The sequence below is a fragment of the Enterobacter sp. HK-058-C-ECC genome, assembly GCF_047531125.1.
In the GTDB taxonomy this organism is placed as follows: domain Bacteria; phylum Pseudomonadota; class Gammaproteobacteria; order Enterobacterales; family Enterobacteriaceae; genus Enterobacter; species Enterobacter quasiroggenkampii.
Genome location: NZ_JBLKCH010000008.1, coordinates 46,076 through 70,205, shown reverse-complemented (window position 1 = coordinate 70,205; position 24,130 = coordinate 46,076). Strand labels below are relative to the sequence as shown.

General features: G+C 57.5%; 23 protein-coding genes. 13 read left to right on the top strand and 10 right to left on the bottom strand.

Annotated features, from left to right (window positions below; translation table 11 throughout):
- Window positions 1-5 precede the first annotated feature (5 nt).
- From damX to trpS, 5 genes are all read left to right on the top strand, one after another.
- Window positions 6-1,307 (top strand): cell division protein DamX, encoded by a 1,302-nt coding sequence (damX, locus tag ACMWJS_RS16255; protein ID WP_414747304.1) that lies wholly within the window; start codon window positions 6-8, stop codon window positions 1,305-1,307.
- Window positions 1,308-1,374: 67 nt separating this feature from the next.
- Window positions 1,375-2,187 carry an adenine-specific DNA-methyltransferase gene (gene dam / locus ACMWJS_RS16250; RefSeq protein WP_045909331.1) on the top strand — a complete coding sequence of 271 codons (813 nt, stop codon included), beginning with the start codon at window positions 1,375-1,377 and terminating at the stop codon, window positions 2,185-2,187.
- A gap of 41 nt (window positions 2,188-2,228) precedes the next feature.
- Entirely contained in the window at window positions 2,229-2,906 is a 678-nt protein-coding gene (rpe, locus tag ACMWJS_RS16245) for a ribulose-phosphate 3-epimerase (RefSeq protein ID WP_008503032.1), read from the top strand.
- Window positions 2,899-3,660, top strand: a complete 762-nt coding sequence (gph, locus tag ACMWJS_RS16240; protein WP_414747303.1) for a phosphoglycolate phosphatase — start codon at window positions 2,899-2,901, stop codon at window positions 3,658-3,660. The genes rpe and gph overlap by 8 nt, the downstream gene beginning before the upstream one ends.
- Window positions 3,653-4,657, top strand: coding sequence for a tryptophan--tRNA ligase (gene trpS, locus ACMWJS_RS16235; protein WP_024907925.1), 1,005 nt, complete (start codon window positions 3,653-3,655; stop codon window positions 4,655-4,657). The genes gph and trpS overlap by 8 nt, the downstream gene beginning before the upstream one ends.
- Window positions 4,658-4,801: 144 nt before the next feature.
- On the opposite strand, the gene ACMWJS_RS16230 is transcribed toward trpS, so the two are convergent.
- The 4 genes from ACMWJS_RS16230 to nirB all read right to left on the bottom strand — a co-directional run bounded on the left by ACMWJS_RS16230 (window position 4,802) and on the right by nirB (window position 9,484).
- Window positions 4,802-4,972, bottom strand: a complete 171-nt coding sequence (locus ACMWJS_RS16230; RefSeq protein WP_008503029.1) for a YhfL family protein — start codon at window positions 4,970-4,972, stop codon at window positions 4,802-4,804.
- Between the two features lie 137 nt (window positions 4,973-5,109).
- Window positions 5,110-6,483 (bottom strand): siroheme synthase CysG, encoded by a 1,374-nt coding sequence (gene cysG, locus ACMWJS_RS16225; RefSeq protein ID WP_414747302.1) that lies wholly within the window; start codon window positions 6,481-6,483, stop codon window positions 5,110-5,112.
- Between the two features lie 134 nt (window positions 6,484-6,617).
- Window positions 6,618-6,944: a nitrite reductase small subunit NirD gene (nirD, locus tag ACMWJS_RS16220; RefSeq protein WP_008503027.1), complete on the bottom strand. Its 327-nt coding sequence runs from the start codon at window positions 6,942-6,944 to the stop codon at window positions 6,618-6,620.
- Window positions 6,941-9,484: a nitrite reductase large subunit NirB gene (gene nirB, locus ACMWJS_RS16215; RefSeq protein ID WP_048027679.1), complete on the bottom strand. Its 2,544-nt coding sequence runs from the start codon at window positions 9,482-9,484 to the stop codon at window positions 6,941-6,943. Before nirB ends, nirD begins: the two co-directional genes overlap by 4 nt.
- A 239-nt stretch (window positions 9,485-9,723) precedes the next feature.
- Here nirB and ACMWJS_RS16210 point away from each other — a divergent pair, with 239 nt between their 5' ends.
- Entirely contained in the window at window positions 9,724-11,025 is a 1,302-nt protein-coding gene (locus ACMWJS_RS16210; RefSeq protein WP_414747301.1) for a cytosine deaminase, read from the top strand.
- Window positions 11,026-11,043: 18 nt separating this feature from the next.
- Here the strand turns inward: ACMWJS_RS16210 and tsgA are convergent, their stop codons facing one another.
- A complete protein-coding gene (gene tsgA, locus ACMWJS_RS16205; protein WP_414747300.1) occupies window positions 11,044-12,228 on the bottom strand; it encodes an MFS transporter TsgA in 1,185 nt (394 codons plus the stop codon).
- Between the two features lie 278 nt (window positions 12,229-12,506).
- On the opposite strand from tsgA, the gene ppiA reads away from it, so the two are divergent.
- The 4 genes from ppiA (at window position 12,507) to argD (ending at window position 15,674) form a co-directional block, all read left to right on the top strand.
- Window positions 12,507-13,079 carry a peptidylprolyl isomerase A gene (gene ppiA, locus ACMWJS_RS16200; protein ID WP_014885514.1) on the top strand — a complete coding sequence of 191 codons (573 nt, stop codon included), beginning with the start codon at window positions 12,507-12,509 and terminating at the stop codon, window positions 13,077-13,079.
- A 106-nt stretch (window positions 13,080-13,185) separates the two neighbouring features.
- Window positions 13,186-13,770, top strand: a complete 585-nt coding sequence (locus tag ACMWJS_RS16195; protein ID WP_048027677.1) for a putative adenosine monophosphate-protein transferase Fic — start codon at window positions 13,186-13,188, stop codon at window positions 13,768-13,770.
- 30 nt (window positions 13,771-13,800) lie between these two features.
- The gene (gene pabA, locus ACMWJS_RS16190) at window positions 13,801-14,364 is read left to right on the top strand and encodes an aminodeoxychorismate synthase component 2 (protein WP_048226386.1); all 564 of its coding nucleotides are present in this window, start codon (window positions 13,801-13,803) and stop codon (window positions 14,362-14,364) included.
- Window positions 14,365-14,450: 86 nt separating this feature from the next.
- Window positions 14,451-15,674, top strand: a complete 1,224-nt coding sequence (gene argD / locus ACMWJS_RS16185; protein WP_414747299.1) for a bifunctional acetylornithine/succinyldiaminopimelate transaminase — start codon at window positions 14,451-14,453, stop codon at window positions 15,672-15,674.
- Here the strand turns inward: argD and ACMWJS_RS16180 are convergent.
- Window positions 15,671-17,758 (bottom strand): YccS/YhfK family putative transporter, encoded by a 2,088-nt coding sequence (locus ACMWJS_RS16180; RefSeq protein ID WP_045909322.1) that lies wholly within the window; start codon window positions 17,756-17,758, stop codon window positions 15,671-15,673. The genes argD and ACMWJS_RS16180 overlap by 4 nt on opposite strands.
- A gap of 57 nt (window positions 17,759-17,815) precedes the next feature.
- Complete coding sequence (gene crp / locus ACMWJS_RS16175; RefSeq protein ID WP_000242758.1) at window positions 17,816-18,448, bottom strand: cAMP-activated global transcriptional regulator CRP; 633 nt, start codon at window positions 18,446-18,448, stop codon at window positions 17,816-17,818.
- Between the two features lie 311 nt (window positions 18,449-18,759).
- Here crp and ACMWJS_RS16170 point away from each other — a divergent pair, with 311 nt between their 5' ends.
- Window positions 18,760-19,164 carry an OsmC family protein gene (locus ACMWJS_RS16170; protein ID WP_414747298.1) on the top strand — a complete coding sequence of 135 codons (405 nt, stop codon included), beginning with the start codon at window positions 18,760-18,762 and terminating at the stop codon, window positions 19,162-19,164.
- A gap of 86 nt (window positions 19,165-19,250) precedes the next feature.
- Here ACMWJS_RS16170 and ACMWJS_RS16165 read toward each other — a convergent pair whose 3' ends face one another.
- From ACMWJS_RS16165 to ACMWJS_RS16155, 3 genes are read right to left on the bottom strand one after another with little or no spacing between them, the layout of a single operon-like run.
- A complete protein-coding gene (locus ACMWJS_RS16165) occupies window positions 19,251-20,120 on the bottom strand; it encodes a phosphoribulokinase (RefSeq protein WP_008503017.1) in 870 nt (289 codons plus the stop codon).
- A gap of 30 nt (window positions 20,121-20,150) precedes the next feature.
- Complete coding sequence (locus ACMWJS_RS16160) at window positions 20,151-20,369, bottom strand: YheU family protein (protein WP_008503016.1); 219 nt, start codon at window positions 20,367-20,369, stop codon at window positions 20,151-20,153.
- Window positions 20,366-21,388 carry a hydrolase gene (locus tag ACMWJS_RS16155; RefSeq protein ID WP_048027667.1) on the bottom strand — a complete coding sequence of 341 codons (1,023 nt, stop codon included), beginning with the start codon at window positions 21,386-21,388 and terminating at the stop codon, window positions 20,366-20,368. Before ACMWJS_RS16155 ends, ACMWJS_RS16160 begins: the two co-directional genes overlap by 4 nt.
- Before the next feature lie 228 nt (window positions 21,389-21,616).
- Between ACMWJS_RS16155 and mdcA the strand changes: the two genes are divergently transcribed.
- Both mdcA and ACMWJS_RS16145 read left to right on the top strand, forming a co-directional pair.
- Window positions 21,617-23,272 (top strand): malonate decarboxylase subunit alpha, encoded by a 1,656-nt coding sequence (mdcA, locus tag ACMWJS_RS16150; RefSeq protein WP_039024078.1) that lies wholly within the window; start codon window positions 21,617-21,619, stop codon window positions 23,270-23,272.
- On the top strand, window positions 23,272-24,129 hold the full coding sequence (locus ACMWJS_RS16145; RefSeq protein WP_414747297.1) for a triphosphoribosyl-dephospho-CoA synthase: 858 nt from the start codon (window positions 23,272-23,274) through the stop codon (window positions 24,127-24,129). The genes mdcA and ACMWJS_RS16145 overlap by 1 nt, the downstream gene beginning before the upstream one ends.
- Window position 24,130: the final 1 nt, after the last annotated feature.

The following is a 24,130-nucleotide window of genomic DNA, read 5'->3' as shown; positions in this document are numbered from 1 at the left end:
GTTAAATGGATGAATTCAAACCAGAAGACGAGCTGAAACCCGATCCCAGCGATCGTCGTACTGGTCGTTCTCGTCAATCTTCAGAACGTGATAACGAGCCGCAGATCAACTTTGACGATGTTGATCTGGATGCAGACGATCGTCGTCCTTCGCGCAGCCGCAACGTGCACGAAGAGCGAGCAGAAGAGGATTATGAGTCCGAAGAAGATTCAATGGACGAACAGCCTGTAGAGCGTCGCCCGCGTAAACGTAAAAAAGCCGCTGCGCCAAAACCGGCTTCCCGCCAGTATATTATGATGGGCCTTGGCATTCTGGTGCTTGTGCTGCTGATTGTCGGCATTGGCTCCGCGCTTAAAGCACCGTCAACGAACACAACCGAGCAAACGGCTTCCGCTGAGAAGAGCATCAACCTTTCCGGTAACGATGCGTCTGACCAGGCGAATGGTGCACAGCCAGCGCCGGGTGCCACTTCTGCTGAGCAGACCGCAGGGAACACCACAGCGCCGCAGGATGTTTCTCTGCCGCCTGTTTCTTCAACCCCTGCTCAGGGTCAGGCACCTGCTGCGCCTGAAGGTCAGCAGCGTGTGGAAGTTCAGGGAGACCTGAACAATGCGCTGACGCAGCCGCAGAACCAGCAGCAGGTTGATAACGTCGTGGTTAACTCTACGCTGCCAACTGAACCTGCAACCGTTGCCCCGGTTCGCGGTGGTAACGCTCAGCCGCAAACGGCTGCGACGGAAACCAAACCGCGCCAGACGCAGACTGCGACACGTCCTGAACGTAAGCAGGCGGTGATTGAGCCTAAGCGTGAAACCAAACCTCAGGCAGTGGTGAAGGCGCCTGAAGTGAAAGCTGTTCCGGCGCAGCCGAAACACACTGAAACGGCTGCGGTGAGCGAGCCTGCTAAAGCGCCCGTCACGCAGACTGCGCCGAAAGCCACGGCGACCACCACGGCACCTGCTGCCACAGCGGCGCCAGCAGCGACGGCAACAGCCTCCAGCAGCGCGGCAGGTAAAACGGCAGGCAACGTTGGATCGCTGAAGTCTGCGCCATCCAGCAACTACACGCTGCAGCTGAGCAGTTCGTCCAACTATGACAACCTCAACAGTTGGGCGAAGAAATCAAATCTGAAAAACTACGTTGTTTATCAGACGACCCGTAACGGTCAGCCGTGGTATGTGCTGGTGAGCGGTGTTTATTCGTCCAAAGATGAAGCAAAACGTGCCGTAGCGGCGCTGCCAGCTGACGTTCAGGCGAAGAACCCATGGGCGAAGCCGATTCATCAGGTTCAGGCCGATCTGAAGTAATGTTTAAAGCGCAGGATGCTGTCGGAGCTTTCTCCACAGCCGGAGAAGGTGTAATCAGTTAGTCAGCATGAAAAAAAATCGCGCTTTTCTGAAATGGGCAGGGGGGAAATACCCCCTGCTCGATGATATTAAAAAGCACCTGCCTAAAGGCGAGTGCCTTATCGAACCTTTCGTGGGTGCGGGATCGGTGTTCCTCAACACCGATTTTTCTCGTTATATCCTGGCGGATATCAACAGCGACCTTATCAGCCTCTATAACATCGTTAAGCTGCGTACCGATGAGTATGTCGCCGAGGCGCGCAAACTGTTTACCCCCGAGAACAATAACCCGGACGTTTACTACCAGTTCCGCGCGGAGTTTAACCAGAGTCAGGATCCGTTCCGCAGAGCCCTGCTGTTCCTCTATCTCAACCGGCATGGTTACAACGGCCTGTGCCGGTATAATCTTCGTGGGGAATTTAACGTGCCGTTTGGCCGCTATAAGCGCCCGTATTTCCCACAGGACGAGCTGTATCACTTTGCCGAAAAAGCGCAGAACGCGGAGTTCCATTGCCTCTCCTATGAAGAGTGTATGGAGCTGGCTGGCGTAAATTCGGTGGTTTACTGCGACCCGCCATACGCGCCGCTGTCTGCGACGGCGAACTTCACCGCCTATCACACTAACAGCTTCAGCCCTGCCGAGCAGGCGCGCCTGGCGGAGATGGCGGAAAAGCTGGTCAGCAAAAGAATTCCGGTGTTAATTTCGAATCACGACACGCCTGATACGCGCGAATGGTACAAAGCCGCGAAGCATTTTCAGGTTAAGGTGCGGCGTAGCATTAGCAGCAACGGCGGCACACGTAAAAAGGTGGACGAACTCCTGGCTCTTTATCGCCCCTGAGCCGTTTTGCCCGCCGGTAAACACATTTCAAGGAGAAGCGGATGAAACAGTTTTTGATTGCTCCCTCAATTCTGTCGGCCGATTTTGCCCGCCTGGGTGAAGACACTGCCAACGCACTGGCGGCTGGCGCGGATGTCGTCCATTTCGACGTGATGGATAACCACTACGTTCCAAACCTGACCATCGGTCCGATGGTGCTCAAGGCGCTGCGTAACTATGGCATTACCGCCCCGATCGACGTTCACCTGATGGTGAAACCGGTTGATCGCATCGTGCCTGACTTCGCCGCGGCGGGTGCCAGCATCATCACCTTCCATCCGGAAGCCTCTGAACATGTGGATCGCACGCTGCAGCTGATCAAAGAGAACGGCTGTAAAGCGGGTCTGGTGTTTAACCCGGCCACGCCGCTGAGCTATCTCGACTATGTCATGGACAAGCTGGACGTGATCCTGCTGATGTCCGTTAACCCGGGCTTTGGCGGCCAGTCATTCATCCCTCACACGCTGGATAAGCTGCGTGAAGTCCGCCGTCGTATTGACGAGTCAGGCTACGATATTCGTCTGGAAGTGGACGGCGGCGTGAAAGTGAATAACATTGGTGAAATTGCGGCGGCAGGCGCGGATATGTTCGTTGCCGGTTCAGCCATTTTCGACCAACCGGATTACAAAAAAGTCATCGATGAAATGCGCCGCGAGCTGGCGAAGGTAAGTCATGGATAAATTACAGGCTATTCGGGGTGTGGCATTCGACCTCGACGGCACGCTGGTTGACAGCGCGCCGGGCTTAACGAGCGCCGTTGACCAGGCGCTGTATGCACTTGAACTCCCCGTTGCGGGTGAAGAGCGTGTCGTCACGTGGATTGGCAACGGCGCCGATGTTCTGATGGCGCGCGCGTTGACGTGGGCGCGTCAGGAGCGTGCGTCACAGCGTTCCGCCCAGGGGAAACCGAGCGTCGATCACGCGGACATCCCGCAGGAAGAGCAGCTGCGTATTCTGCGCAAACTGTTCGATCGTTTCTATGAAGAGACCGTCGAGGAGGGCAGCTTCCTGTTCCCGGACGTTCAGGAAACGCTGAGTGCGCTGCACGCGAAGGGCATCCCGCTGGGTCTGGTGACCAACAAACCCACGCCGTTTGTCGCACCGCTGCTCGACGCGCTCGATATCGCGAAGTTTTTCTCCGTGATTGTGGGCGGCGACGATGTGCAAAACAAAAAGCCTCATCCGGAACCGCTGCTGCTGGTGGCAGGAAAATTATCCTTAACGCCTGCGGAGCTGCTCTTTGTCGGCGATTCCCGCAATGATATTCTGGCTGCCCGCGCGGCCGGGTGTCCTTCCGTGGGGTTAACCTATGGCTACAACTACGGTGAAGCCATCATGCTGAGTGAGCCGGACGTCGTTTTCGACCACTTCAAAGATTTGTTGCCCGCACTCGGGCTTTCGCACAGTGAACATCAGGAATTGAATAATGACTAAGCCCATCGTTTTTAGTGGCGCACAGCCTTCAGGTGAATTGACCATTGGTAACTACATGGGTGCGTTACGTCAGTGGGTCAGCATGCAGGATGACTACCATTGCATTTACTGCATCGTCGATCTCCATGCGATTACCGCGCGTCAGGATCCTGAGAAGCTGCGCAAAGCCACGCTGGACACCCTGGCGCTGTATCTGGCCTGCGGTATTGATCCAGAGAAGAGCACCATCTTCGTTCAGTCTCACGTGCCGGAGCATGCGCAGCTGGGCTGGGCGCTGAACTGCTACACCTATTTCGGCGAGCTGAGCCGCATGACCCAGTTCAAGGATAAATCCGCGCGCTACTCTGAAAACATCAACGCCGGTCTGTTTGACTATCCGGTGCTGATGGCGGCAGACATTCTGCTGTACCAGACTAACCAGGTCCCGGTGGGTGAAGACCAGAAGCAGCACCTGGAGCTGAGCCGCGATATCGCCCAGCGCTTTAATGCGATCTACGGCGATGTGTTTAAAGTGCCTGAGCCTTTCATTCCGAAGTCCGGCGCGCGCGTGATGTCGCTGCTGGAGCCGACCAAGAAGATGTCCAAGTCTGACGATAACCGCAACAACGTTATCGGCCTGCTGGAAGATCCGAAATCGGTGGTGAAAAAACTCAAGCGCGCGGTGACCGATTCCGACGAGCCGCCTGTAGTGCGCTACGACGTGCAGAACAAAGCGGGCGTCTCAAACCTGCTGGATATCCTCTCCGGCGTCACCGGTCAGAGCATCCCTGAGCTGGAAAAACACTTCGAAGGCAAGATGTACGGCCACCTGAAAGGCGAAGTGGCAGATGCTGTTTCCGGCATGCTGACCGAGCTGCAGGAGCGTTATCACCGCTACCGTAACGACGAAGCTTTCCTGCAGAAAGTGATGAAAGAGGGCGCGGAAAAAGCCAGCGCGCGCGCGTCCGAAACCCTGAAAGCGGTGTATGAAGCGATTGGGTTTGTGGCGAAGCCTTGAGTCTGCTTGCCGGGTGGCGCTAACGCTTACCCGGCCTACGGGATCGTGTAGGTCGGGTAAGGCGGAGCCGCCACCCGACAAAAAAACCGCTCTACGCCAACAAAAAAACCGGGACATCCCGGTTTTTTTACGCCTGTAAAACGCTTACTGCTGCGCTGCCGGGCCGCAACCACCGATGATTTTCGAAATGGAGATCGCCGGGTGCAGCAGATAATCGTAGCTGCAGTTATTTTTGGTGTTCTGTACGTGACCGGTGCAGGCCGTCAGCGTCGATAACAGGCCAACCAGAACGGCGGCTTTTGCCAGTTTGAACATATGCATTCCTTGTCTAAAAAATGGATGTAATACGAGGGAATAAATGGAAAAGTTCCACTATGCGGGCGGTATGTTATCGGTAGGCGTAAGAGGGGAGTAGTCCGCTTAAGGACTACTCCAGGAAGGGAGAATATGCGTTAGTGATTCGAGAACCAGTTCAGTTTGTCGCGCAGTTCAACCACGCGGCCCACCACAATCAGCGCCGGGCTTTCAACCTGCTGCGCCAGTTCGCCTAACTGCGTCAGTACACCATCCACCACGCGCTGCGTAATGGCGGTGCCGTTTTCGACCAGCGCGACGGGCATATCCGCATTCATACCGTGCTCCAGCAGCTTCGCCTGAATCGTGGCGGCCTGATTGAGCCCCATGTAGAACACCAGCGTCTGCTTTTCAGCGGCCAGGTTATGCCAGTCCAGCTCGCTGCCGGTCTTCAGGTGGCCCGTCACCAGACGCACGCTCTGGGCGTAATCCCGGTGGGTCAGCGGAATGCCAGAGTACGCTGAACAACCGGACGCCGCCGTAATGCCGGGCACGACAGAGAACGGAATGCCCGCGTCGCACAGGGTTTCCAGCTCCTCGCCGCCGCGACCAAAAATAAACGGATCGCCGCCCTTAAGGCGCACTACGCGTTTACCTTTCTGCGCCTCGCGCAGCAGGATCTGGTTGATCTCCTCCTGGGGCACGCAGTGGTAGCCCGCGCGTTTACCGACGAACACGCGGTCGGCGTCGCGACGGACCAGATTCATGATGTCATCGGAGACCAGACGGTCGTACACCACAATATCGGCCTGCTGGATCTGCTGTAGCCCTTTCAGCGTCAGCAAACCCGCATCACCGGGGCCTGCGCCCACCAGCACCACTTCGCCGCGATGGTCCAGCGGTTCGCTCAGCAGCTGTTCGGTCGTCTCTTCAACGGCTTTGGTGTCCTGATTCGCCAGCGACTGCGCCAGCCTGTCGTTCACAAAGAATTTTTCCCAGAAGCGACGGCGCTCGCCCACGGTCGCGAAGGTTTGCTTCACGCGTGAACGCAGCTGCCCGGCATAATGCGCAATCTGGCCAAGATGCTGGGGCAACAGGGCTTCCAGTTTTTCCCGCAGCAGACGCGCGAGAACCGGCGAACGTCCCCCGGACGAGACCGCAATCATCAGCGGCGAGCGGTCGATAATCGACGGCATGATAAAGCTGGCCTCTTTCGGCGCATCCACCACGTTGCAGAAGATACGGCGCGCTTCGCAAGCGTCGCTCACGCGCTGGTTCACTTCATCGTCATCCGTCGCGGCAATGGTCAGCCAGCAGGTACCCAGCAGGGATTCATTAAACGCGCCCTGTTCCAGCGTGAGCATCCCTTCCTGAGCCCAAACCTCAAACTGGGGGGCGAAGGAAAGGGCATTCACGGTCAGGCGGGCGCCAGCCTCTAACAGCAGGCGCGCTTTGCGCTCGGCCACGTCGCCGCCGCCCACGAGCAGGCAGTCGCGGTTGCGTAATTGACAAAAAATCGGCAGGTGATCCACGACGTTACCTCACAGCATTCATGGCGGGGGAAGAATTGACGTCAGGATAACAGCAGGAATCGTACAGAACATACGGTTTTTCCTGCCGTTACCCATAAGGGGTCATAAGCCTTTCCTGTTGAAAAGGCGAGGGGTTACGCTTTCAGCTGCACCTCGCCGTCCTTCACGCGGACGTCGTAGTGTTTGACCGAGAAGCTTTCATCTTCCATGCAGAGTCCGTCGGTTAAGCGGAAACGCTGCTTTTTCAACGGGCTGGCGACCCACAGTTCACCCTGGTGCTCGGCAATCAGGCCGCGGGAGAGCACGCTGGCCTCAAAGAACGGGTCGATATTGCTGATGGCAAAAACCTGTTCATCGTGGCGAGGGCGGAAAATCGCCACCTGCTCGTTGCCCAGCAGCGCACAGACGCCGGTGGCGGGGAGAATGTCGTTAATATTGCAGATGTTTACCCACTGGCTCATGCGTTTTCCTCCACCAGCGTGACCGGAATACGTTCATACGGCGTCGCCGGACGATGCTGTTCGCGCTCCGGCACAACCTGTACGTTCGGGTCGCGCTGGGTGCTGTTGATAAAGTGTTTGAAGCGCGTCTGCGCCGCCGGGGTGTTGACGGTTTCCGTCCATTCGCAGATCACCGCCTCGCGCAGGCGCGCCATCTCCGCTTCCAGATGTTCGTTCAGGCCCAGCTTGTCGTCGATGATGACCGATTTCAGGTAATCGATGCCGCCCTCGAGGTTATCGAGCCAGGAGGCGGTACGGGTCAGCTTATCGGCGGTACGGATGTAGAACATCATGAAGCGGTCGAGATACTGAATCAGCGTGTCACGATCGAGATCCGCCGCCAGCAGGTCCGCATGGCGCGGTTTCATCCCGCCGTTGCCGCACACATACAGGTTCCAGCCTTTCTCGGTGGCAATAATACCCACGTCTTTACCCTGCGCTTCCGCACATTCGCGGGTGCAGCCGGAGACGCCGAACTTCATTTTGTGCGGGGTACGGATGCCTTTGTAGCGGTTTTCCAGCTCAACGCCGAAGCCCACGCTGTCGCCGACGCCGTAGCGGCACCAGGTGCTGCCCACGCAGGTTTTCGCCATGCGCAGCGCTTTAGCGTACGCGTGGCCGGTTTCGAAGCCCGCTTCAATCAGCTGACGCCAGATTTCCGGCAGGTCGTCCTTCTGCGCGCCAAACAGGCCGATACGCTGGGAGCCGGTAATTTTGGTGTAGAGGTTAAATTCACGTGCGATACGGCCCACCGCGACCAGCCCTTCCGGCGTAATTTCACCACCCGCCGAGCGTGGAATCACGGAGTAGGTGCCGTCTTTCTGGATGTTGGCCAGGAAGTTGTCGTTGGTATCCTGCAGCGGCGTATGCTCGGGCTTGAGCACGTACTCGTTCCAGCAGGAGGCCAGCAGGGAGCCGACGGTCGGTTTACACACTTCACAGCCGTAGCCCTGGCCGTGCTTCGCCAGCAGTTCGTCGAAGGACTTAATGCCTTCCACGCGGATCAGGTGGTACAGCTCCTGGCGAGAATACGCGAAGTGCTCGCACAGGTTGTTGTTCACTTCGATGCCCTGTTTCGCCAGTTCGGCGTTCAGCACCTGAGTGACCAGCGGAATACAGCCGCCGCAGCCGGTACCGGCTTTGGTTTCCGCTTTCAGCGCCGCAACGGTGTGACACCCTTTGTTGATCGCGGAGATCAGCATGCCTTTGGTCACGTCGAAGCAGGAGCAAATCTGCGCGCTGTCCGGCAGTTTATCCACGCCGATGGACGGCTTGCCGCTGGAGGCGTGCGCCGGGAGGATCAGCGCGTCCGGGTTTTCCGGCAGCTCGATGGCGTTGAGCACCAGCTGGAGCAGGTTACCGAAGTCGCTGGTGTCGCCCACCAGCACCGCGCCGAGCAGGGTTTTGTTGTCCTGGCTGACGATGAGTCGTTTGTAGACCTCTTTGCTTTCGTCCAGATAGACGTAGCTGCGGGAATTCGGGGTGCGGCCGTGCGCATCGCCAATACCGCCTACGTCCACGCCCAGCAGCTTCAGCTTGGCGCTCATGTCTGCGCCGGTGAAGGCGTTTTCGTTACCGAGGATATGATCCACGGCGACCTGCGCCATTTTGTAGCCCGGCGCCACCAGGCCGTATACGCGGTTGTTCCAGCTGGCGCATTCGCCGATGGCGTAGATATCCGGATCGGAGGTCTGGCAGGTGTCGTTAATCATGATCCCGCCGCGCTGCGCGACGGCCAGACCGCACTGGGTCGCCAGCTTGTCGCGCGGACGAATACCGGTGGAGAAGACGATGAAGTCCACCTCCAGCTCGCTGCCGTCGGCAAAGCGCATGGTTTTGCGCGCTTCAGTCCCTTCCTGAACGATCTCTTTGGTGTTCTTGCTGGTGTGAACCTTCACGCCCATGCTTTCGATTTTACGACGCAGCTGGTCACCACCCATGTGGTCGAGCTGTTCGGCCATCAGCATCGGGGCAAATTCGATGACGTGGGTTTCCACACCGAGGTTTTTCAGCGCGCCTGCCGCTTCCAGACCCAGCAGGCCGCCGCCGACAACCGCGCCGCGTTTGCTTCGACGCGCACAGGATTCGATAGCGTTGAGATCTTCAATGGTACGGTAAACGAAGCAATCCTGTGTTTCCGAGCCTTTAATCGGCGGGATCCACGGGTACGAGCCTGTCGCCATGATCAGCTTGTCGTAAAAAACCGTACGGCCAGCACTGGAGTGGATCACTTTTTCCTGACGGTTGATGGTGATAGCGCGTTCGCCCACCAGCACTTTTACGCCATGCTTCTCGTAGAAACCTTCGCGCACCAGAGAGAGCTCTTCGGCGGTATGATGGGAGAAGTAGGAAGACAAGTGCACACGATCGTACGCCTTGCGGGGTTCTTCACAGAACACGGTAATATCGAACTGCTCAGCATCGGCCTTATCGAGAAGATCCTCAATAAAGCGGTGGCCGACCATACCGTTACCGATGATAGCGAGTCTGACTTTGCTCATTATTGCCTCGATTTCTTTTCTATTATTGCCTACCTTAACGATTCAGCAGGGGCGCTTATTGATGCAAATCAAATACGTCTTCACCTACTCCTTAGGTGGTATATGACTGATTTGTCAGGATTTTTATAAGTAGCGGAAATCGCAGGCTTTTCGTGTTCGTTGAATTTGTGTACAACTCAGGGGCGGTTTTGCAAAAATCGATACGCCTGAATATCAGCTGCGTTTATGAGGGGAAAGGTATGTCTACATCACCGTTATGGCTTGTTCAGAATGTACGTTTACCGGGTCGGGATGGGCTGTGGCAACTTGCCATCGAGAACGGGCGATTTTGTGACATCACCCCCATGGACGATACCCACGCCGAAAGTTATGAGGTACTGAACGCGCGCGGTGGGCTTGCTCTCCCGCCGTTCATCGAGCCGCATATTCATCTTGATACCACCCAGACGGCGGGGGAGCCGAACTGGAACCAGTCCGGCACGCTGTTCGAAGGCATTGAACGCTGGGCGGAGCGCAAGGCGCTGCTCAGCCATGAGGATGTGAAAGCACGCGCCTGGAAAACGCTGAAATGGCAAATCGCTAACGGCATCCAGTTTGTCCGCACCCATGTGGATGTCTCTGACCCGACGCTCACCGCCCTGAAGGCGATGCTGGAGGTCAAGCAGGAGGTGGCGCCATGGGTAACGCTGCAAATCGTCGCGTTTCCGCAGGAAGGTATTCTCTCTTACCCGAACGGCGCGGCGCTGCTGGAAGAGGCGTTAAAACTGGGGGCCGACGTGGTCGGGGCGATCCCTCACTTCGAATTTACCCGGGAATATGGCGTCCAGTCGCTGCACATCGCTTTTGAACTGGCGAAGAAGTATGACCGACCGCTGGATATCCACTGCGATGAAATTGACGACGAACAGTCGCGGTTTGTCGAGACGGTGGCCACGCTGGCTTATGAGGCTGGCATTGGCCCGCGCGTGACGGCCAGCCACACCACCGCCATGCACTCGTACAACGGCGCTTACACCTCGCGGCTTTTCCGCCTGCTGAAGATGTCGGGGATTAACTTCGTTGCTAACCCGCTGGTCAACATCCACCTGCAGGGGCGCTTTGATGACTATCCGAAGCGTCGCGGTATCACCCGGGTCAAAGAGCTGCAGGAGGCGGGCATTAACGTCTGCTTCGGTCACGACGACGTCTTCGACCCGTGGTACCCGCTCGGCACCGGCAATATGCTGCAGGTGCTGCATATGGGGCTACACGTCTGCCAGATGATGGGCTATCCGCAAATCGACAGCGGCCTGAACCTGATCACCCATAACAGCGCCCGTACCTTCGGCCTGAGCGATTACGGTATTGAAACGGAAAATCCGGCAAACCTGATTATTTTGCCTGCGGAGAGCGGGTTTGAAGCGGTGCGCTGTCAGGTGCCGGTGCGCTGGTCGATTCGTCAGGGGCGGATTATCGCCACCACGCAGCTGGCGCAGACCTGGATCCAGATGGATACCGGAGGAGAAGAGGTCAGTTTCGCCAGAAACAGCCCCTCTGCATAATGCAAAGGGGCGCAGGGTTTAGTGCGATGCCGCTGCCGCGTTGTACTGGCGGTGGCGGGTCACAAAGCCCAGGATGAAGCACATGATGAACACCACGGCGTACAGACCGTTCGCGGTGTGCAGCGCGGCCAGCGGGCCGCTGTGGGCAACGATCGGGCCCGTCACCACGAAGGTCAGCATGGTGCCGATGGTGCCGCAGGTCAGAACGAAGTTAACCAGCTTCGGCGAGGCCACTTTGGTCTGCAGAGAGCCCAGGGTGATGATCGAGGTGTAGATCGCGCTGGAGAAGAAGCCCAGGGTCAGAATGAACCACGGCATATGTTCCGGGGAACCGTTGATGAACAGATACATCAGCACGGTCGCCAGACCTGCCAGCACGGTCAGAATGCGCTGCAGGTCGAAGAAGCGCAGGATGAAGCTAAACGCCCACATGCCGAACATGTAAGACATCCAGAAATCGCTCACCAGTTTACCCGCATCGTTCAGGCTCATGCCCAGACCTTTGGCATATTCCGGTACCCAGGAGATAAAGCCCAGCTGGCCCAGGATGTAGCACAGGGCGGCGATGGAGAGGAATAGCACGCCGATACCCCATTTCTCTTTCGCCACAGGCTCTGCCGTGGTTTGCGCTTTCTTGCCCAGTACCGGAAACTCGCAGCCGAAGGTCAGAATAAAGATCGCCACGTAGACCAGCCCAATGCAGGCATAGACCCAGTACCACTCAATGCTGCGCGCCAGCAGAACGGCCGCGACCATCGGGAAGATCATGCCGGCCATGCTGAAGAAGGAGTCGGTAAACAGCAGGCGCGCGCCGCGCTGGCGGCCTTCATACATATGGGTAATCAGGAACGTACCGATCGACATGGTGATCCCGCTAACCAGGCCGAGCACGAACATGGCGGCAGAGAACAGGGCGATGCTGTGGCTCAGCATCAGCCCCGCCACGGCGGCGACCATCAGCACAAAGCCGAAGCGAAGCTGGGTTTTCAGCGGCACGATTTCCATCAGCCAGGCATTCAGGAAGATAGAGATCAGGATCCCCGCGTTGAGGAAGGTGAAGGTGTTACTCATGCTGGAAACCGGCAGCTGGAAGTAGTCTGCGATATTTCCCATCACCATCCCGGTGACGATCACCAACGCACCGGTCAGGGCGTAGGAGAAGAAGCTGATCCATGTGAGCTTGATGCGATTGCTGTTAGTCATGTCTGGCCTGTTCAGAAAAAGAAAAGCGCCCATCGGGCGCTGAGAGCGGGCAGATTTTAGACATTAAAGTGATCTATTCATATCTTTTAAGAGAAATTAGAAGTTCATTGCAGGTTTTTATGTGATCGCGATCACATAAAAAGGCGATAAAACCAATCGTTTGCGTGGTTACAACTGTTTCAATTTCGTAAAATTAGGTAAAAGGCTGGTCTCCGTTCATACTGCTCTTTAGAATCAAGCCATTCGCTTTTTATACTGCGCTTTGTTAAGGAATTCTCATGCTCAAATCAACACTGGCGGCTGTCGCAGCTGTGTTTGCTCTTTCTGCCGTTTCCCCTGCTGCGCTGGCAGCAAAAGGGGACCCTCACGTTCTGCTGACCACCTCCGCCGGGAATATTGAGCTGGAACTGAATAGCCAGAAAGCTCCGGTTTCTGTGAAAAACTTCCTCGACTATGTGAACAGCGGCTTCTACAACAACACCACCTTCCACCGCGTGATCCCGGGCTTCATGATTCAGGGCGGCGGCTTCAACGAGCAGATGCAGCAGAAACAGCCGAACCCGCCAATCAAAAACGAAGCGGATAACGGCCTGCTGAATAAGCGCGGCACGATCTCTATGGCGCGTACCGCGGACAAAGACAGCGCGACCAGCCAGTTCTTCCTCAACGTGGCGGATAACGCCTTCCTTGACCACGGTCAGCGCGACTTCGGCTATGCCGTTTTCGGTAAAATTGTGAAAGGGATGGACGTCGCCGACAAGATTTCTCAGGTGCCTACTCACGACGTCGGTCCGTACCAGAATGTGCCGTCAAAACCTGTCGTGATCCTCTCCGCAAAAGTTCTGCCGTAATTCTTCTGAACGCGGGCTTCTCCTGCCCGCGTGATGTCGCCCTCCCTGCGAAAGCGCGTTTTGCTGCTTATACTTGTGGCAAACGGACTATTCAGGGAGGCGTTAAGTGAAAAAACTCACCGACAAGCAAAAATCCCGTCTCTGGGAGCAGCAGCGTAGCGTCAACTTTCAGGCCAGTTGTCTCCTTGAGAAAGGTAATGGTCCATCGGAGCCCGACATTGAGACCCTGGAGCTTGGGCCTTCCGCGCCCGGGTTACCCCATCTGTGCCTTATTCACCGCCATCTCTACCGCAGAGAGATGAAGCGGGCAGGTGAGTTCCGTACCGACGATATTTTCAAGGGGGATATTCCCTTCTGCCATTTCGAATACATCGAGAAGATGGGGAATGAACTGATGGCGGCGCTGGAAAGCGAAAAGTATCTTGTGGGCCTTGAGAAAGCGGCGTTTGTTGACCGGGTTAGCCACTATTACTGCGAAATCAACATGCTGCACCCGTTTATGCGCGGCAATGGCATTGCCCAACGGGTGTTCTTCGAGCAACTGGCGCTTCACGCGGGTTACGCGCTGGACTGGCGCGATATCGATCCTGAGCAGTGGGTGACCGCTAACCGCAGCGGCGCAACGGGGGATTTAACCGCGCTAAACGCTATCTTTGCCAAAGTAGTGAGCGAAGCGCGGGAATCTGAGTAGAATAGGGCGGCATTTTTTTCGGGAGCCGCCATGATTCTGCTGATTGATAACTACGATTCCTTCACCTGGAACCTTTACCAGTATTTTTGCGAACTGGGTGCAGAGGTGGTTGTTCGTCGCAACGACGAGATCGAGCTCGCCGATATCGAGACGCTGGCTCCGCAGAAAATCGTGATTTCACCCGGCCCCTGCACCCCGTCGGAATCGGGTATTTCGCTGGAGGTTATCCAGCACTATGCCGGCAGGCTGCCGATCCTGGGCGTCTGCCTGGGTCATCAGGCGATTGCCCAGGCGTTTGGTGCTACCATCGTGCGGGCCGCCAACGTGATGCACGGTAAAACCTCGCCGGTTACGCACGCGGGCACCGGGGTGTTCACGGGGCTCAATAATCCGTTAACCGTGACGCGCTACCACTCGCTGGTGATTGACCCGCCGACGCTGCCTGACGGCTTTGAGGTGACCGCCTGGAGCGATACGCAGGAGATCATGGGGATTCGCCACCGCGAATGGGATCTCGAAGGCGTGCAGTTCCATCCGGAAAGTATCCTCAGCGAGCAGGGGCACGCGCTGCTGGCAAATTTCCTCCATCGCTGAATATCTGTTGCCTTGCTGTGATTTTTTATGCATATTTTGTGATTATATTTTCACAATCAATGTGACATAAAATGGATGGGCATGACATGGCAACTGAACAACCAGCAATTACCCGCGCAACATTTGATGAAGTGATCCTGCCGATTTATGCACCGGCTGAATTTATCCCGGTGAAGGGGAAAGGCAGCCGCGTCTGGGATCAGCAGGGTAAAGAGTATGTGGATTTCGCGGGCGGAATTGCGGTCACGGCGCTGGGTCATTGCCATCCCGCGCTGGTGGAGGCGCTGAAAACCCAGGGCGAAACCCTGTGGCACACCAGCAACGTGTTCACCAACGAACCGGCGCTGCGCCTGGGCCGCAAGATCATTGAGGCGACCTTTGCCGAGCGCGTGCTGTTTATGAACTCCGGCACCGAAGCCAACGAAACCGCCTTTAAGCTGGCGCGCTACTACGCGACTACGCGCCACAGCCCGTATAAAACCAAAATCATCGCCTTCCATAATGCTTTCCACGGGCGCTCCTTCTTTACCGTCTCCGTTGGCGGCCAGCCGAAGTATTCCGACGGGTTTGGCCCGAAACCGGCCGACATCGTCCACGTGCCGTTTAACGATCTGCACGCGGTAAAAGCGGTGATGGACGACCACACCTGCGCGGTGGTGGTGGAACCTATTCAGGGGGAAGGTGGCGTGACCGCGGCAACCCCGGAATTCCTGAAAGGGCTGCGCGCGCTGTGCGACGAACATCAGGCGCTACTGGTCTTTGATGAAGTGCAGTGCGGGATGGGACGTACCGGGGACCTGTTTGCTTATATGCACTACGGCGTGACGCCGGATATTCTGACCAGCGCGAAAGCGCTCGGCGGTGGATTCCCGGTAAGTGCGGTCCTGACGACGCAGGAGATCGCCTCCGCGTTCCACGTCGGTTCTCACGGCTCAACCTACGGCGGTAACCCGCTGGCGAGCGCCGTGGCGGGTGCCGCGTTCGACATCATCAACACGCCAGAGGTGTTGAACGGCGTTAGCGCGAAGCGCGAGCTGTTTGTCAAACACCTGAAGCAGATTGACGAGCAGTACGACGTGTTCAGCGAGATCCGTGGGATGGGGCTGCTGATTGGCGCTGAGCTGAAGCCGCAGTACAAGGGCCGCGCGCGTGATTTCCTGCACGCCGCCGCTCGCGAAGGGGTGATGGTGCTCAACGCCGGGCCGGACGTCATGCGCTTTGCGCCGTCGCTGGTGGTGGAAGATAAGGATATTGAAGACGGATTAACCCGCTTTGCCGCGGCGGTTGCGAAGATCGTCCAGCAGAATTAGTACGGCGTTCGTTTCAGCACGCGCGTTAACCAAACCCCATGATGCGGACGCTGACGCCATGCCACCGACGAAATGGTGTGCATGGTGTTCAGATGCCCCAGCACGCGCTGTAAATGCTGTTCCAGGGTGCTCATTGGGCCGTGGGTCAGCGTTTCCGGCGCTTCCAGAATATTTGAATCCCCCGACTCACCCGGCGAGTCATACTCCAGACGCTGCTGACACCGCTGCAACGCAATTTCACACGACTGCAAATAGCGCTGCGCCAGATCCGGCGTGAGCATCGTGTGCTCGCGCGCCAGCGTGGTCATGGCGTTAATGTGCTCGACGATAAACTGGCTGTGCGTCACCCAGAGCTTCATATCGGCCAGATAGTGCGAGTTAAAGCCCGGCTCCTGCATCGCCTGATTAAGCGAGTTAAACAGGGCGTTGTGCGCCTGGTTGACCTTCATGCGCTGATACGCCAGCGGGGAGGGCTGCGGGTCGTCGCTCAGGATGAGGCGAATGGCCTGCTGGTCGGCTTCCAGCGCGTCGTGGGCGTTCTGCCTGAGCAGTCCGCTTTGCCACTGCGGCCAGAGCCAGACCATACCGCCGAAGGCAATCAGGCAGCCGATCAGGGTATCGATCAGCCTGGCGACAATAAACTGTTCGCCATTGAGCGTGAGTAGCTGCAGGGTGTATACCGCCGTCACCGTGAAGCCCACCATCGCCCAGCCGTAGTTTTTGCGGATAATCAGGTAACTCACCAGCGTGATCGCCAGCATCCCTGCCAGGGTGTAGCCTTCCGGCACGTGGAAGTGCAGCGTCACGCCCGCAATGATCAGCCCGGCCATGGTGCCGCCCGCCCGATGCAGAATACGCACCCGCGTGGCGCCGTAGCCGTTCTGGGTGACAAACAGCACGGTCATTAAGATCCAGTAGGGTTTCGGCAGATGCAGCGCCATGCCCATCAGGCTGGCGGTACTGAGCATCACGCTAATACGTGCGGCGTTGCGCAGGGCGGACGATTTAAGCGACAGATAGCTCCTGAGCGCGGGCAATAGCGGCAGCCGTTTTTGCTTATCCGCCATCAGATCGCGCGGATAAAGCGGGCGCTGGGTGCGCAGCACGCGGGCGATGCGGCTGAAGTGCCAGGCGGCAAACTGGCCGACCGGGTTATCCGGATGCTGACGGGCGATTTTCTCCAGCGCGCCGAGCTGTTTTTCCATGTTAAAGCGCGTGGGGTAGCGGTGGTAAAGAATGTCGTCTGCCAGCACCCGCAGTCGTGCCGAGACGGTCTGCGCGTTCCAGCGGATCACCGCTTCGGCGTGGCTGCGCTCGACCAGCTTTTGCACCTCCTGCGGATGGTGCAGGCTCACGGAGATATGCTCCTGCAGGTCCAGCCCGACCTGGAAGGTGCGCAGCAGCCGTTTGTACTCGTGGTTCTTGTTGGCGGCGAGCATATGCAGCTGCTGATAGCACTGGCTTATCAGATCCACCACCTTCTGCTGGCGCGTCAGCAGCGGCGGTAAGGCTTTTTCCGGATCGGTATGCTGGGTCAGCAGGGTGTATTTGGCTTCGCAGTACTCCGCTAGCTGCACATAGAGCAGGCTCAGGGATTCGCGCAGCGGCTGTTCCCGCCACAGCCAGAACCAGAACCAGTTGAACAGCCCGTACCACAGTGTCCCCAGGGCGTAGATCAGCAGCGGCTCCCACACCGGCATATTCCCGGCGAGGCTTAGCGTGAAGATGGCCGCAATCAGCGACGCGGGAAGCAGGCGAGCGTGCAGCGAACTGATTTCCGCCGTGACGCCGAGCGTCATCGCCAGCACGGTCAGGATCAGCGGCAGCGGGATATCACGAGCCAGTAAAAGCTGTACGGCGAGGCTACAGCCGGCAAACAGGCAGCCACCAATAATCAGGCGTTTGAAAAAGCGCTTATGCGGCGTGTCCAGACCGGCGATGTTGCAGCAGGCGGGCACGAGGGAAAACAGCAGACCTTGCTGAAGATGTCCGAGGATCAGACCTATGGCCACGGGAAGACACAACACCAGCGTTTGTCGCAGTGCGTAGTTAACTTCCGGGTGATAGATCAGCCTGCGCCACATGGGGAGTAGAGACAAAAACGGCGTGACACCTTGCGATGGCACGCCGTTTGAGCGGAATTAACGCGTTCCGTAGACCACGATGGTTTTACCGTGGGCGGAAATCAGGTTTTGATCTTCCAGCATTTTCAGGATACGGCCCACTGTTTCACGGGAGCAACCAACGATCTGACCAATTTCCTGACGGGTAATTTTAATTTGCATGCCGTCCGGGTGGGTCATGGCGTCCGGCTGTTTCGCCAGGTTCAGCAGAGTTTGTGCGATACGGCCCGTCACGTCCAGGAAGGCGAGGTTGCCCACTTTCTCTGAGGTGACCTGCAGGCGGCGCGCCATCTGGGAAGAAAGACGCATCAGGATGTCAGGGTTAACCTGAATAAGCTGACGGAACTTCTTGTAAGAAATTTCAGCCACTTCACATGCTGTCTTTGCACGAACCCAGGCGCTACGTTCCTGGCCCTCTTCAAACAGGCCCAGTTCACCGATGAAATCGCCCTGGTTCAGATAAGAAAGGATCATCTCTTTCCCTTCTTCATCTTTGATCAGCACTGCCACCGAGCCTTTAACGATGTAATACAACGTTTCCGCTTTTTCACCCTGGTGAATCAGCGTGCTCTTCGATGGGTACTTATGAATGTGGCAATGAGACAAGAACCATTCGAGAGTCGGGTCTGTTTGCGGTTTGCCAAGCACCATGCGCTGTTATCCTCTGTTATAAGCTGTCACCAGAGTCATCAGATGCATCCGGACTCTGGGGTTGCAATCGAATTCTTACCCATACCCTGGGAAGTCGGCTACCGTAACGTTTCGCAGCCAGTAAAGTTTGATGTCCTCTGCATACATGTGTAACGTCAATGTATTACTGTAGCATCCTGAGTGTTTTAGCATAGCTTTCGCCGCGTGTCTCCTGGTGTCTCGCTTCAGCATGATGCAGGTCGCCTTCCATTGCGAGAAATGTAACGCACGCGTAATCTGTCACCAAAAATGCAACGTTGGAGTTTAAGAATATGCAAGCGCGCGTGAAGTGGGTTGAAGGTTTAACGTTCCTGGGCGAATCCGCGTCAGGGCACCAGATTTTGATGGACGGTAACTCCGGCGATAAAGCGCCCAGCCCAATGGAAATGGTACTGATGGCGGCAGGGGGATGCAGCGCCATTGACGTGGTGTCGATTCTGCAAAAAGGTCGTCATGACGTGACGGATTGTGAGGTGAAACTCACGTCAGAACGTCGCGAAGAGGCGCCACGCCTGTTCACCCACATTAATCTGCACTTTATGGTTACCGGTAAGGCGCTGAAAGACGCAGCGGTGTCACGTGCGGTGGACCTGTCTGCCGAGAAGTACTGTTCTGTGGCGTTAATGCTTGAGAAAGCGGTAAAAATCACCCATTCGTATGAAGTGATCGAGGCTTAATCTTTTGGCGGGTGGCGCTTCGCTAACCCGCCCTACAACTGCACGAACGTAGGCCGGATAAGCGAAGCGCCATCCGGCAACAGACGTCACGCAATCTGCTTTCCTTCCATCAACCGCTCCACCAGCGGCGTCATGATGAGCTCCATCGCCAGCCCCATTTTTCCGCCCGGCACGACCAATGTATTCATGTGAGAAATAAACGAGCCCTGCAGCATCGCCAGCAGCCAGGGGTAATCAATGCCTTCGAGATTGCGGAAATGGATCACCACAAAGCTTTCATCCAGGGATGGGATACTTTTGGCCGCGAACGGGTTGGAGGTATCCACCGTCGGCACGCGCTGGAAGTTGATATGGGTGCGGGAGAACTGCGGCGTCAGGAAGTTGATGTAATCTTCCATGGAGCGCACTACCGAGTCCATCACCGCCTCTCGCGAATGGCCGCGCTCGCTCATGTCACGCGTCAGCTTCTGGATCCACTCCAGGTTAACGATAGGCACCACGCCAACCAGCAGATCCACGTGGCGCGCCACGTCGTGCTGCGGCGTGACCACGCCGCCGTGTAATCCTTCGTAAAACAGCACGTCGGTGGGTTCCGGCAGGGGCTGCCAGGGGGTAAAGGTGCCCGGCACCTGATTCCAGGGAACGGCTTCATCATAGGTATGCAGATACTTGCGGGACTGCCCTTTGCCGCTCTGACCGTACTCAATAAAGGTTTGTTCCAGCAGGCCGAAGTCATTGGCTTCCGGACCGAAGTAGCTGATGTGTTTTCCCAGATCGCGCGCCTTACGGATGGCCATGTCCATCTCCGGACGCGTGTAGCGGTGAAAGCTGTCGCCTTCGACCTCCGCCGCACGGAGATTCAGCTGGGCGAAAATCTTGCGAAATGCGAGGCTGGTGGTGGTGGTTCCCGCACCACTCGACCCCGTAACGGCAATAACCGGATGTCTGGCAGACATAGCAACTCCCTGACTGAAAAGGGTGGAAGATCAGCCGTGAAACGCGTTGCGGGGCATGATATTGACCGTCTCATGCAGTTCTGACCACACCAGCACCACGTCGCCGCTTTTCAGCTGGCGCTTTACATCGTTGACCTTTTGCTCAAGCGAGCGTTCCTGTTCACCATAATCGGTGCCTTCGCGTAATACAAAGCTTTCAATCAGATTATCGAGCGTTTCGGGAGCCAGATCCTGCCAGGGAATAATCATGTTGCACCGTCCAGATAAGGGGTTAGCCAGTCAGGAATACGCGTCTCAAGCCACATTTTCGGGCGGCGCAGCGTGCCGCCGATAAACCCGACGTGGCCGCCGTGCTCGGTCAACTGATAGTGAACGTTGTCGGGCAGGAATTCCTGAGCGGGAATCGAGTGATGATCCATAAATGGGTCATCTTTGGCATGAATGATCAGCGTCGGCTGCGTGATCTTGCTGAGCAACGGCATGGCGCTGCACTGACGATAATAGTCAATCGCATCGGCGAAGCCGTGAATTTTCGCGGTGATCAGGTCGTCGAACTCGCGAATACGGCGTACCTTTTTCAGCTGGCGCAGGCTGACCGGGAGGGTGTCCGGGTAGGCCTTCAGCTTACGCGCCGCGTTGGCCTTCAGCAGGTTGAGCAGGTAGCGCTGATAGACGCGGGAAAAGCCTTTATCCATGTGGTAGCTGCACTGCTCCAGCATGAACGGGGCGGAGACGATGACGGCGGCATCCAGCGGGACGCTTTCCCCCTCTTTAGCCAGCAGGCAGGCCAGCATATTGCCGCCCAGCGAGTAGCCTACGGCCGCGGTGGGCACGGTGCCGAAGTTGTCCCGCAGCCAGTGTAAAAACCACGTGCCGTCTTCGGTTTCACCCGAGTGATAGATGCGTTTCTGACGATTCGGTTCGCCGCTGCACCCGCGAAAATGCATCACCACGCCGAGCCAGCCGCGCGCTTTGGCCGCCTCAATTAACCCGTGCGCATACGGGCTGTGCAGGCTGCCTTCCAGACCGTGAAAAACCACCAGCCGCGGCTTGTGGCGAGCCTGATCCGGCGCTTCGCTCCAGGCGAGATCCAGAAAGTCACCGTCTGGCAGGTCTAGCCGCTGCCAGTGTGGGGTGAATTGCACCTTGCGGCGGATCAGTCGCGGCAGCATGGTCTGCAAATGGCGATTGGCGACGCCGCGCATAGGCACGAACTCAGTGCTGTCTTCGGCTGCAATCCCGAAGCCTGATGGAATGATTTGGGTCATAAGCGCGATGCTGATTCTTGTTAGAAATTAACGATACTTTCCGAATTGTACCCCGTTTAGCCTGGTTTTCCGAAACATGAACTGATCCCGATCACAAATATTTACCTTGATTATTACTCTCAGGCTAATGATTCAGCTCTACGCTTAATTGATGCCTTTCTCACCAGAGCGCACACTTTACTCAACGTTAAGCAAATCAAAATGATTAGCTGAATCAGGAGGTTAATAATGTTATCTGGGCAAACACCCACCCGGCAATGGAACACGCGACGCAGCGAAAAAGCGCGTCGTCTGGCCTCCGTACCGGTGCAGGGCAAGGTACTGCCAACCGGCGATCTCGTCGCCATGCTGGAAAAACTGATCGCGCCAGGCGACAAGGTCGTGCTGGAAGGTAACAACCAGAAGCAGGCCGATTTCCTTTCCCGCTCGCTGGCCGAAGTGAACCCGCAGATCGTCCACGACCTGCATATGATCATGCCGAGTGTTGGCCGTAGCGAACATCTGGATATCTTTGAGAAAGGCATCGCTCGCAAGCTGGATTTCTCCTTCTCCGGGACGCAGAGCCTGCGCATCTCCCAACTGCTGGAGGATGGTCAGCTCGAAATCGGCGCGATTCATACCTATATCGAACTCTATTCTCGTCTCTACGTCGACCTGTCGCCCAACGTGGCGCTGATTGCCGGCTTTAAAGCTGACCGCAAAGGCAACCTCTATACCGGGGCGAGCACCGAAGATACCCCGGCGCTGGTGGAAGCCGCCGCGTTCCACGACGGCATCGTCATCGCGCAGGTGAACGAGCTGGTGGATGACGAGTGTGACCTGCCGCGCGTGGATATTCCGGGCTCGTGGATTGACTTCGTGGTGGTGGCCGATAAGCCGTTCTTTATCGAACCGCTGTTTACCCGCGACCCGCGCCTGATTAAACAGGAACACATCCTGATGGCGATGATGGCCATCAAGGGTATTTATGCGGAACACCAGGTGCAGTCCCTGAACCACGGGATCGGCTTTAACACTGCGGCGATCGAGCTGCTGCTGCCTACCTACGGTGAACAGCTCGGGCTCAAAGGCAAAATCTGTAAACACTGGACGCTGAACCCGCATCCAACGCTGATCCCGGCCATTGAAAGCGGCTGGGTCGAGAGCGTGCACTGCTTCGGCGGCGAGCTGGGGATGGAAGAGTACATCCGCGCGCGTCCGGACGTCTTCTTTACCGGTGCCGACGGCTCCATGCGCTCCAACCGCGCGTTCTGCCAGCTGGCAGGCCAGTACGCGGTGGATATGTTCATCGGCTCAACCCTGCAGGTTGACGGCTACGCCAACTCCTCAACCGTGACCCGTGGTCGTCTGTCCGGCTTCGGCGGTGCGCCAAACATGGGGCATGACCCGCACGGTCGTCGCCACGCCACGCCTGCCTGGCTGAACATGATCACCGAACCTGACCCAATGCAGCGCGGTAAAAAACTGGTCGTGCAGATGGTGGAAACCTTCCAGGCGGGCGTGAAGCCGACCTTCGTGGAAAAACTCGATGCCGTTGACGTGGCGAAAGCCTCCGGTATGCCGCTGGCGCCGGTGATGATCTACGGCGATGACGTCACCCACGTGCTGACGGAAGAGGGGATTGCCTACCTCTATCGGGCGAAAGATCTGGAAGAGCGTCGTGCCATGGTTGCCGCCGTCGCGGGGATCACCGACATCGGTCTGGGCGTGGATGCCAAACGCGTGGCGGAACTGCGTCAGAGCGGCAAAGTGGTCTATCCGGAAGATATGGGGATCCGCCGCACTGATGCCACCCGCTCTCTGCTGGCGGCAGGCAGCGTGTCTGATCTCGTGGAATGGTCCGGCGGTCTCTATAACCCACCTGCGAAATTCCGGAGCTGGTAATGAAACTTCTTCCCCAGATTCAGGTTGAAGGCGGTGCCGAATGGCTGGCGCGAACCGCCACGCAGTGTCTGATTGACGAAGCACGTTTAAGCCCGAAACCCGGTCTGGTGGACAGTCGGGGGAACGGCGCGCACCACGATTTATCCCTTGCGCTGATGGAGCGCTCCGCGCACAGCCTGACCTCCACGTTTCAGGCGCTGGCGCTGCAAAGCTGGCAGCGCCCGGCAGATATCGCACTTCGGCAAACCGTCGGGCGACTCGGTCGCGAAGGCGAGCAGCAGATGATGGCCGCAACCGGTGGCGTAAACACCCATCGCGGCGCGATTTGGGCGCTGGGGCTGCTGGTCAGCGCGGTGGCGATGCTCGGCGGTGATGCGAGGGCGCAAGACGTCGCCCGCACCGCCGCGCAGCTGGCGAGACTGCCGGACGACGCGGCGCCGAAGGTGTTCAGTAAAGGCCTGCGCGCCACGCACCGTTACCGCGTGCCGGGCGCGCGTGAAGAAGCGCAGCAGGCGTTCCCGCACGTTATGCAGCGCGCGCTGCCGCAGCTTCGTCTGAGCCGCCTCAACGGTAGCAGTGAAACGCACGCCAGGCTCGACGCGCTGATGGCTATCATGACTTCACTCACCGACACCTGCGTGCTGTCACGTGCCGGAATGGAAGGGCTTGATGCCATGCAGGACGGCGCCCGTGCGGTGCTGAATGTCGGCGGCAGCGCAACGCCTGCGGGCCAGCAGGCGCTGGCGAGGTTAGACCGTCAGATGCTGGCGCTCAACGCCTCACCGGGCGGCGCTGCCGACCTGCTTGCCGCCACGCTGTTTCTCGACCGCGTCGAAACGCCAAATTCAAAGCATTAAG

Bases quoted from the DNA above. Each gene is read 5' to 3' on its own strand.
- damX (WP_414747304.1), top strand. From the start codon at position 6: ATGGATGAATTCAAACCAGAAGACGAGCTGAAACCCGATCCCAGCGAT.
- dam (WP_045909331.1), top strand. From the start codon at position 1,375: ATGAAAAAAAATCGCGCTTTTCTGAAATGGGCAGGGGGGAAATACCCC.
- rpe (WP_008503032.1), top strand. From the start codon at position 2,229: ATGAAACAGTTTTTGATTGCTCCCTCAATTCTGTCGGCCGATTTTGCC.
- gph (WP_414747303.1), top strand. From the start codon at position 2,899: ATGGATAAATTACAGGCTATTCGGGGTGTGGCATTCGACCTCGACGGC.
- trpS (WP_024907925.1), top strand. From the start codon at position 3,653: ATGACTAAGCCCATCGTTTTTAGTGGCGCACAGCCTTCAGGTGAATTG.
- ACMWJS_RS16230 (WP_008503029.1), bottom strand. From the start codon at position 4,972: ATGTTCAAACTGGCAAAAGCCGCCGTTCTGGTTGGCCTGTTATCGACG.
- nirD (WP_008503027.1), bottom strand. From the start codon at position 6,944: ATGAGCCAGTGGGTAAACATCTGCAATATTAACGACATTCTCCCCGCC.
- nirB (WP_048027679.1), bottom strand. From the start codon at position 9,484: ATGAGCAAAGTCAGACTCGCTATCATCGGTAACGGTATGGTCGGCCAC.
- ACMWJS_RS16210 (WP_414747301.1), top strand. From the start codon at position 9,724: ATGTCTACATCACCGTTATGGCTTGTTCAGAATGTACGTTTACCGGGT.
- tsgA (WP_414747300.1), bottom strand. From the start codon at position 12,228: ATGACTAACAGCAATCGCATCAAGCTCACATGGATCAGCTTCTTCTCC.
- ppiA (WP_014885514.1), top strand. From the start codon at position 12,507: ATGCTCAAATCAACACTGGCGGCTGTCGCAGCTGTGTTTGCTCTTTCT.
- pabA (WP_048226386.1), top strand. From the start codon at position 13,801: ATGATTCTGCTGATTGATAACTACGATTCCTTCACCTGGAACCTTTAC.
- argD (WP_414747299.1), top strand. From the start codon at position 14,451: ATGGCAACTGAACAACCAGCAATTACCCGCGCAACATTTGATGAAGTG.
- ACMWJS_RS16180 (WP_045909322.1), bottom strand. From the start codon at position 17,758: ATGTGGCGCAGGCTGATCTATCACCCGGAAGTTAACTACGCACTGCGA.
- crp (WP_000242758.1), bottom strand. From the start codon at position 18,448: ATGGTGCTTGGCAAACCGCAAACAGACCCGACTCTCGAATGGTTCTTG.
- ACMWJS_RS16170 (WP_414747298.1), top strand. From the start codon at position 18,760: ATGCAAGCGCGCGTGAAGTGGGTTGAAGGTTTAACGTTCCTGGGCGAA.
- ACMWJS_RS16165 (WP_008503017.1), bottom strand. From the start codon at position 20,120: ATGTCTGCCAGACATCCGGTTATTGCCGTTACGGGGTCGAGTGGTGCG.
- ACMWJS_RS16160 (WP_008503016.1), bottom strand. From the start codon at position 20,369: ATGATTATTCCCTGGCAGGATCTGGCTCCCGAAACGCTCGATAATCTG.
- ACMWJS_RS16155 (WP_048027667.1), bottom strand. From the start codon at position 21,388: ATGACCCAAATCATTCCATCAGGCTTCGGGATTGCAGCCGAAGACAGC.
- mdcA (WP_039024078.1), top strand. From the start codon at position 21,617: ATGTTATCTGGGCAAACACCCACCCGGCAATGGAACACGCGACGCAGC.
- ACMWJS_RS16145 (WP_414747297.1), top strand. From the start codon at position 23,272: ATGAAACTTCTTCCCCAGATTCAGGTTGAAGGCGGTGCCGAATGGCTG.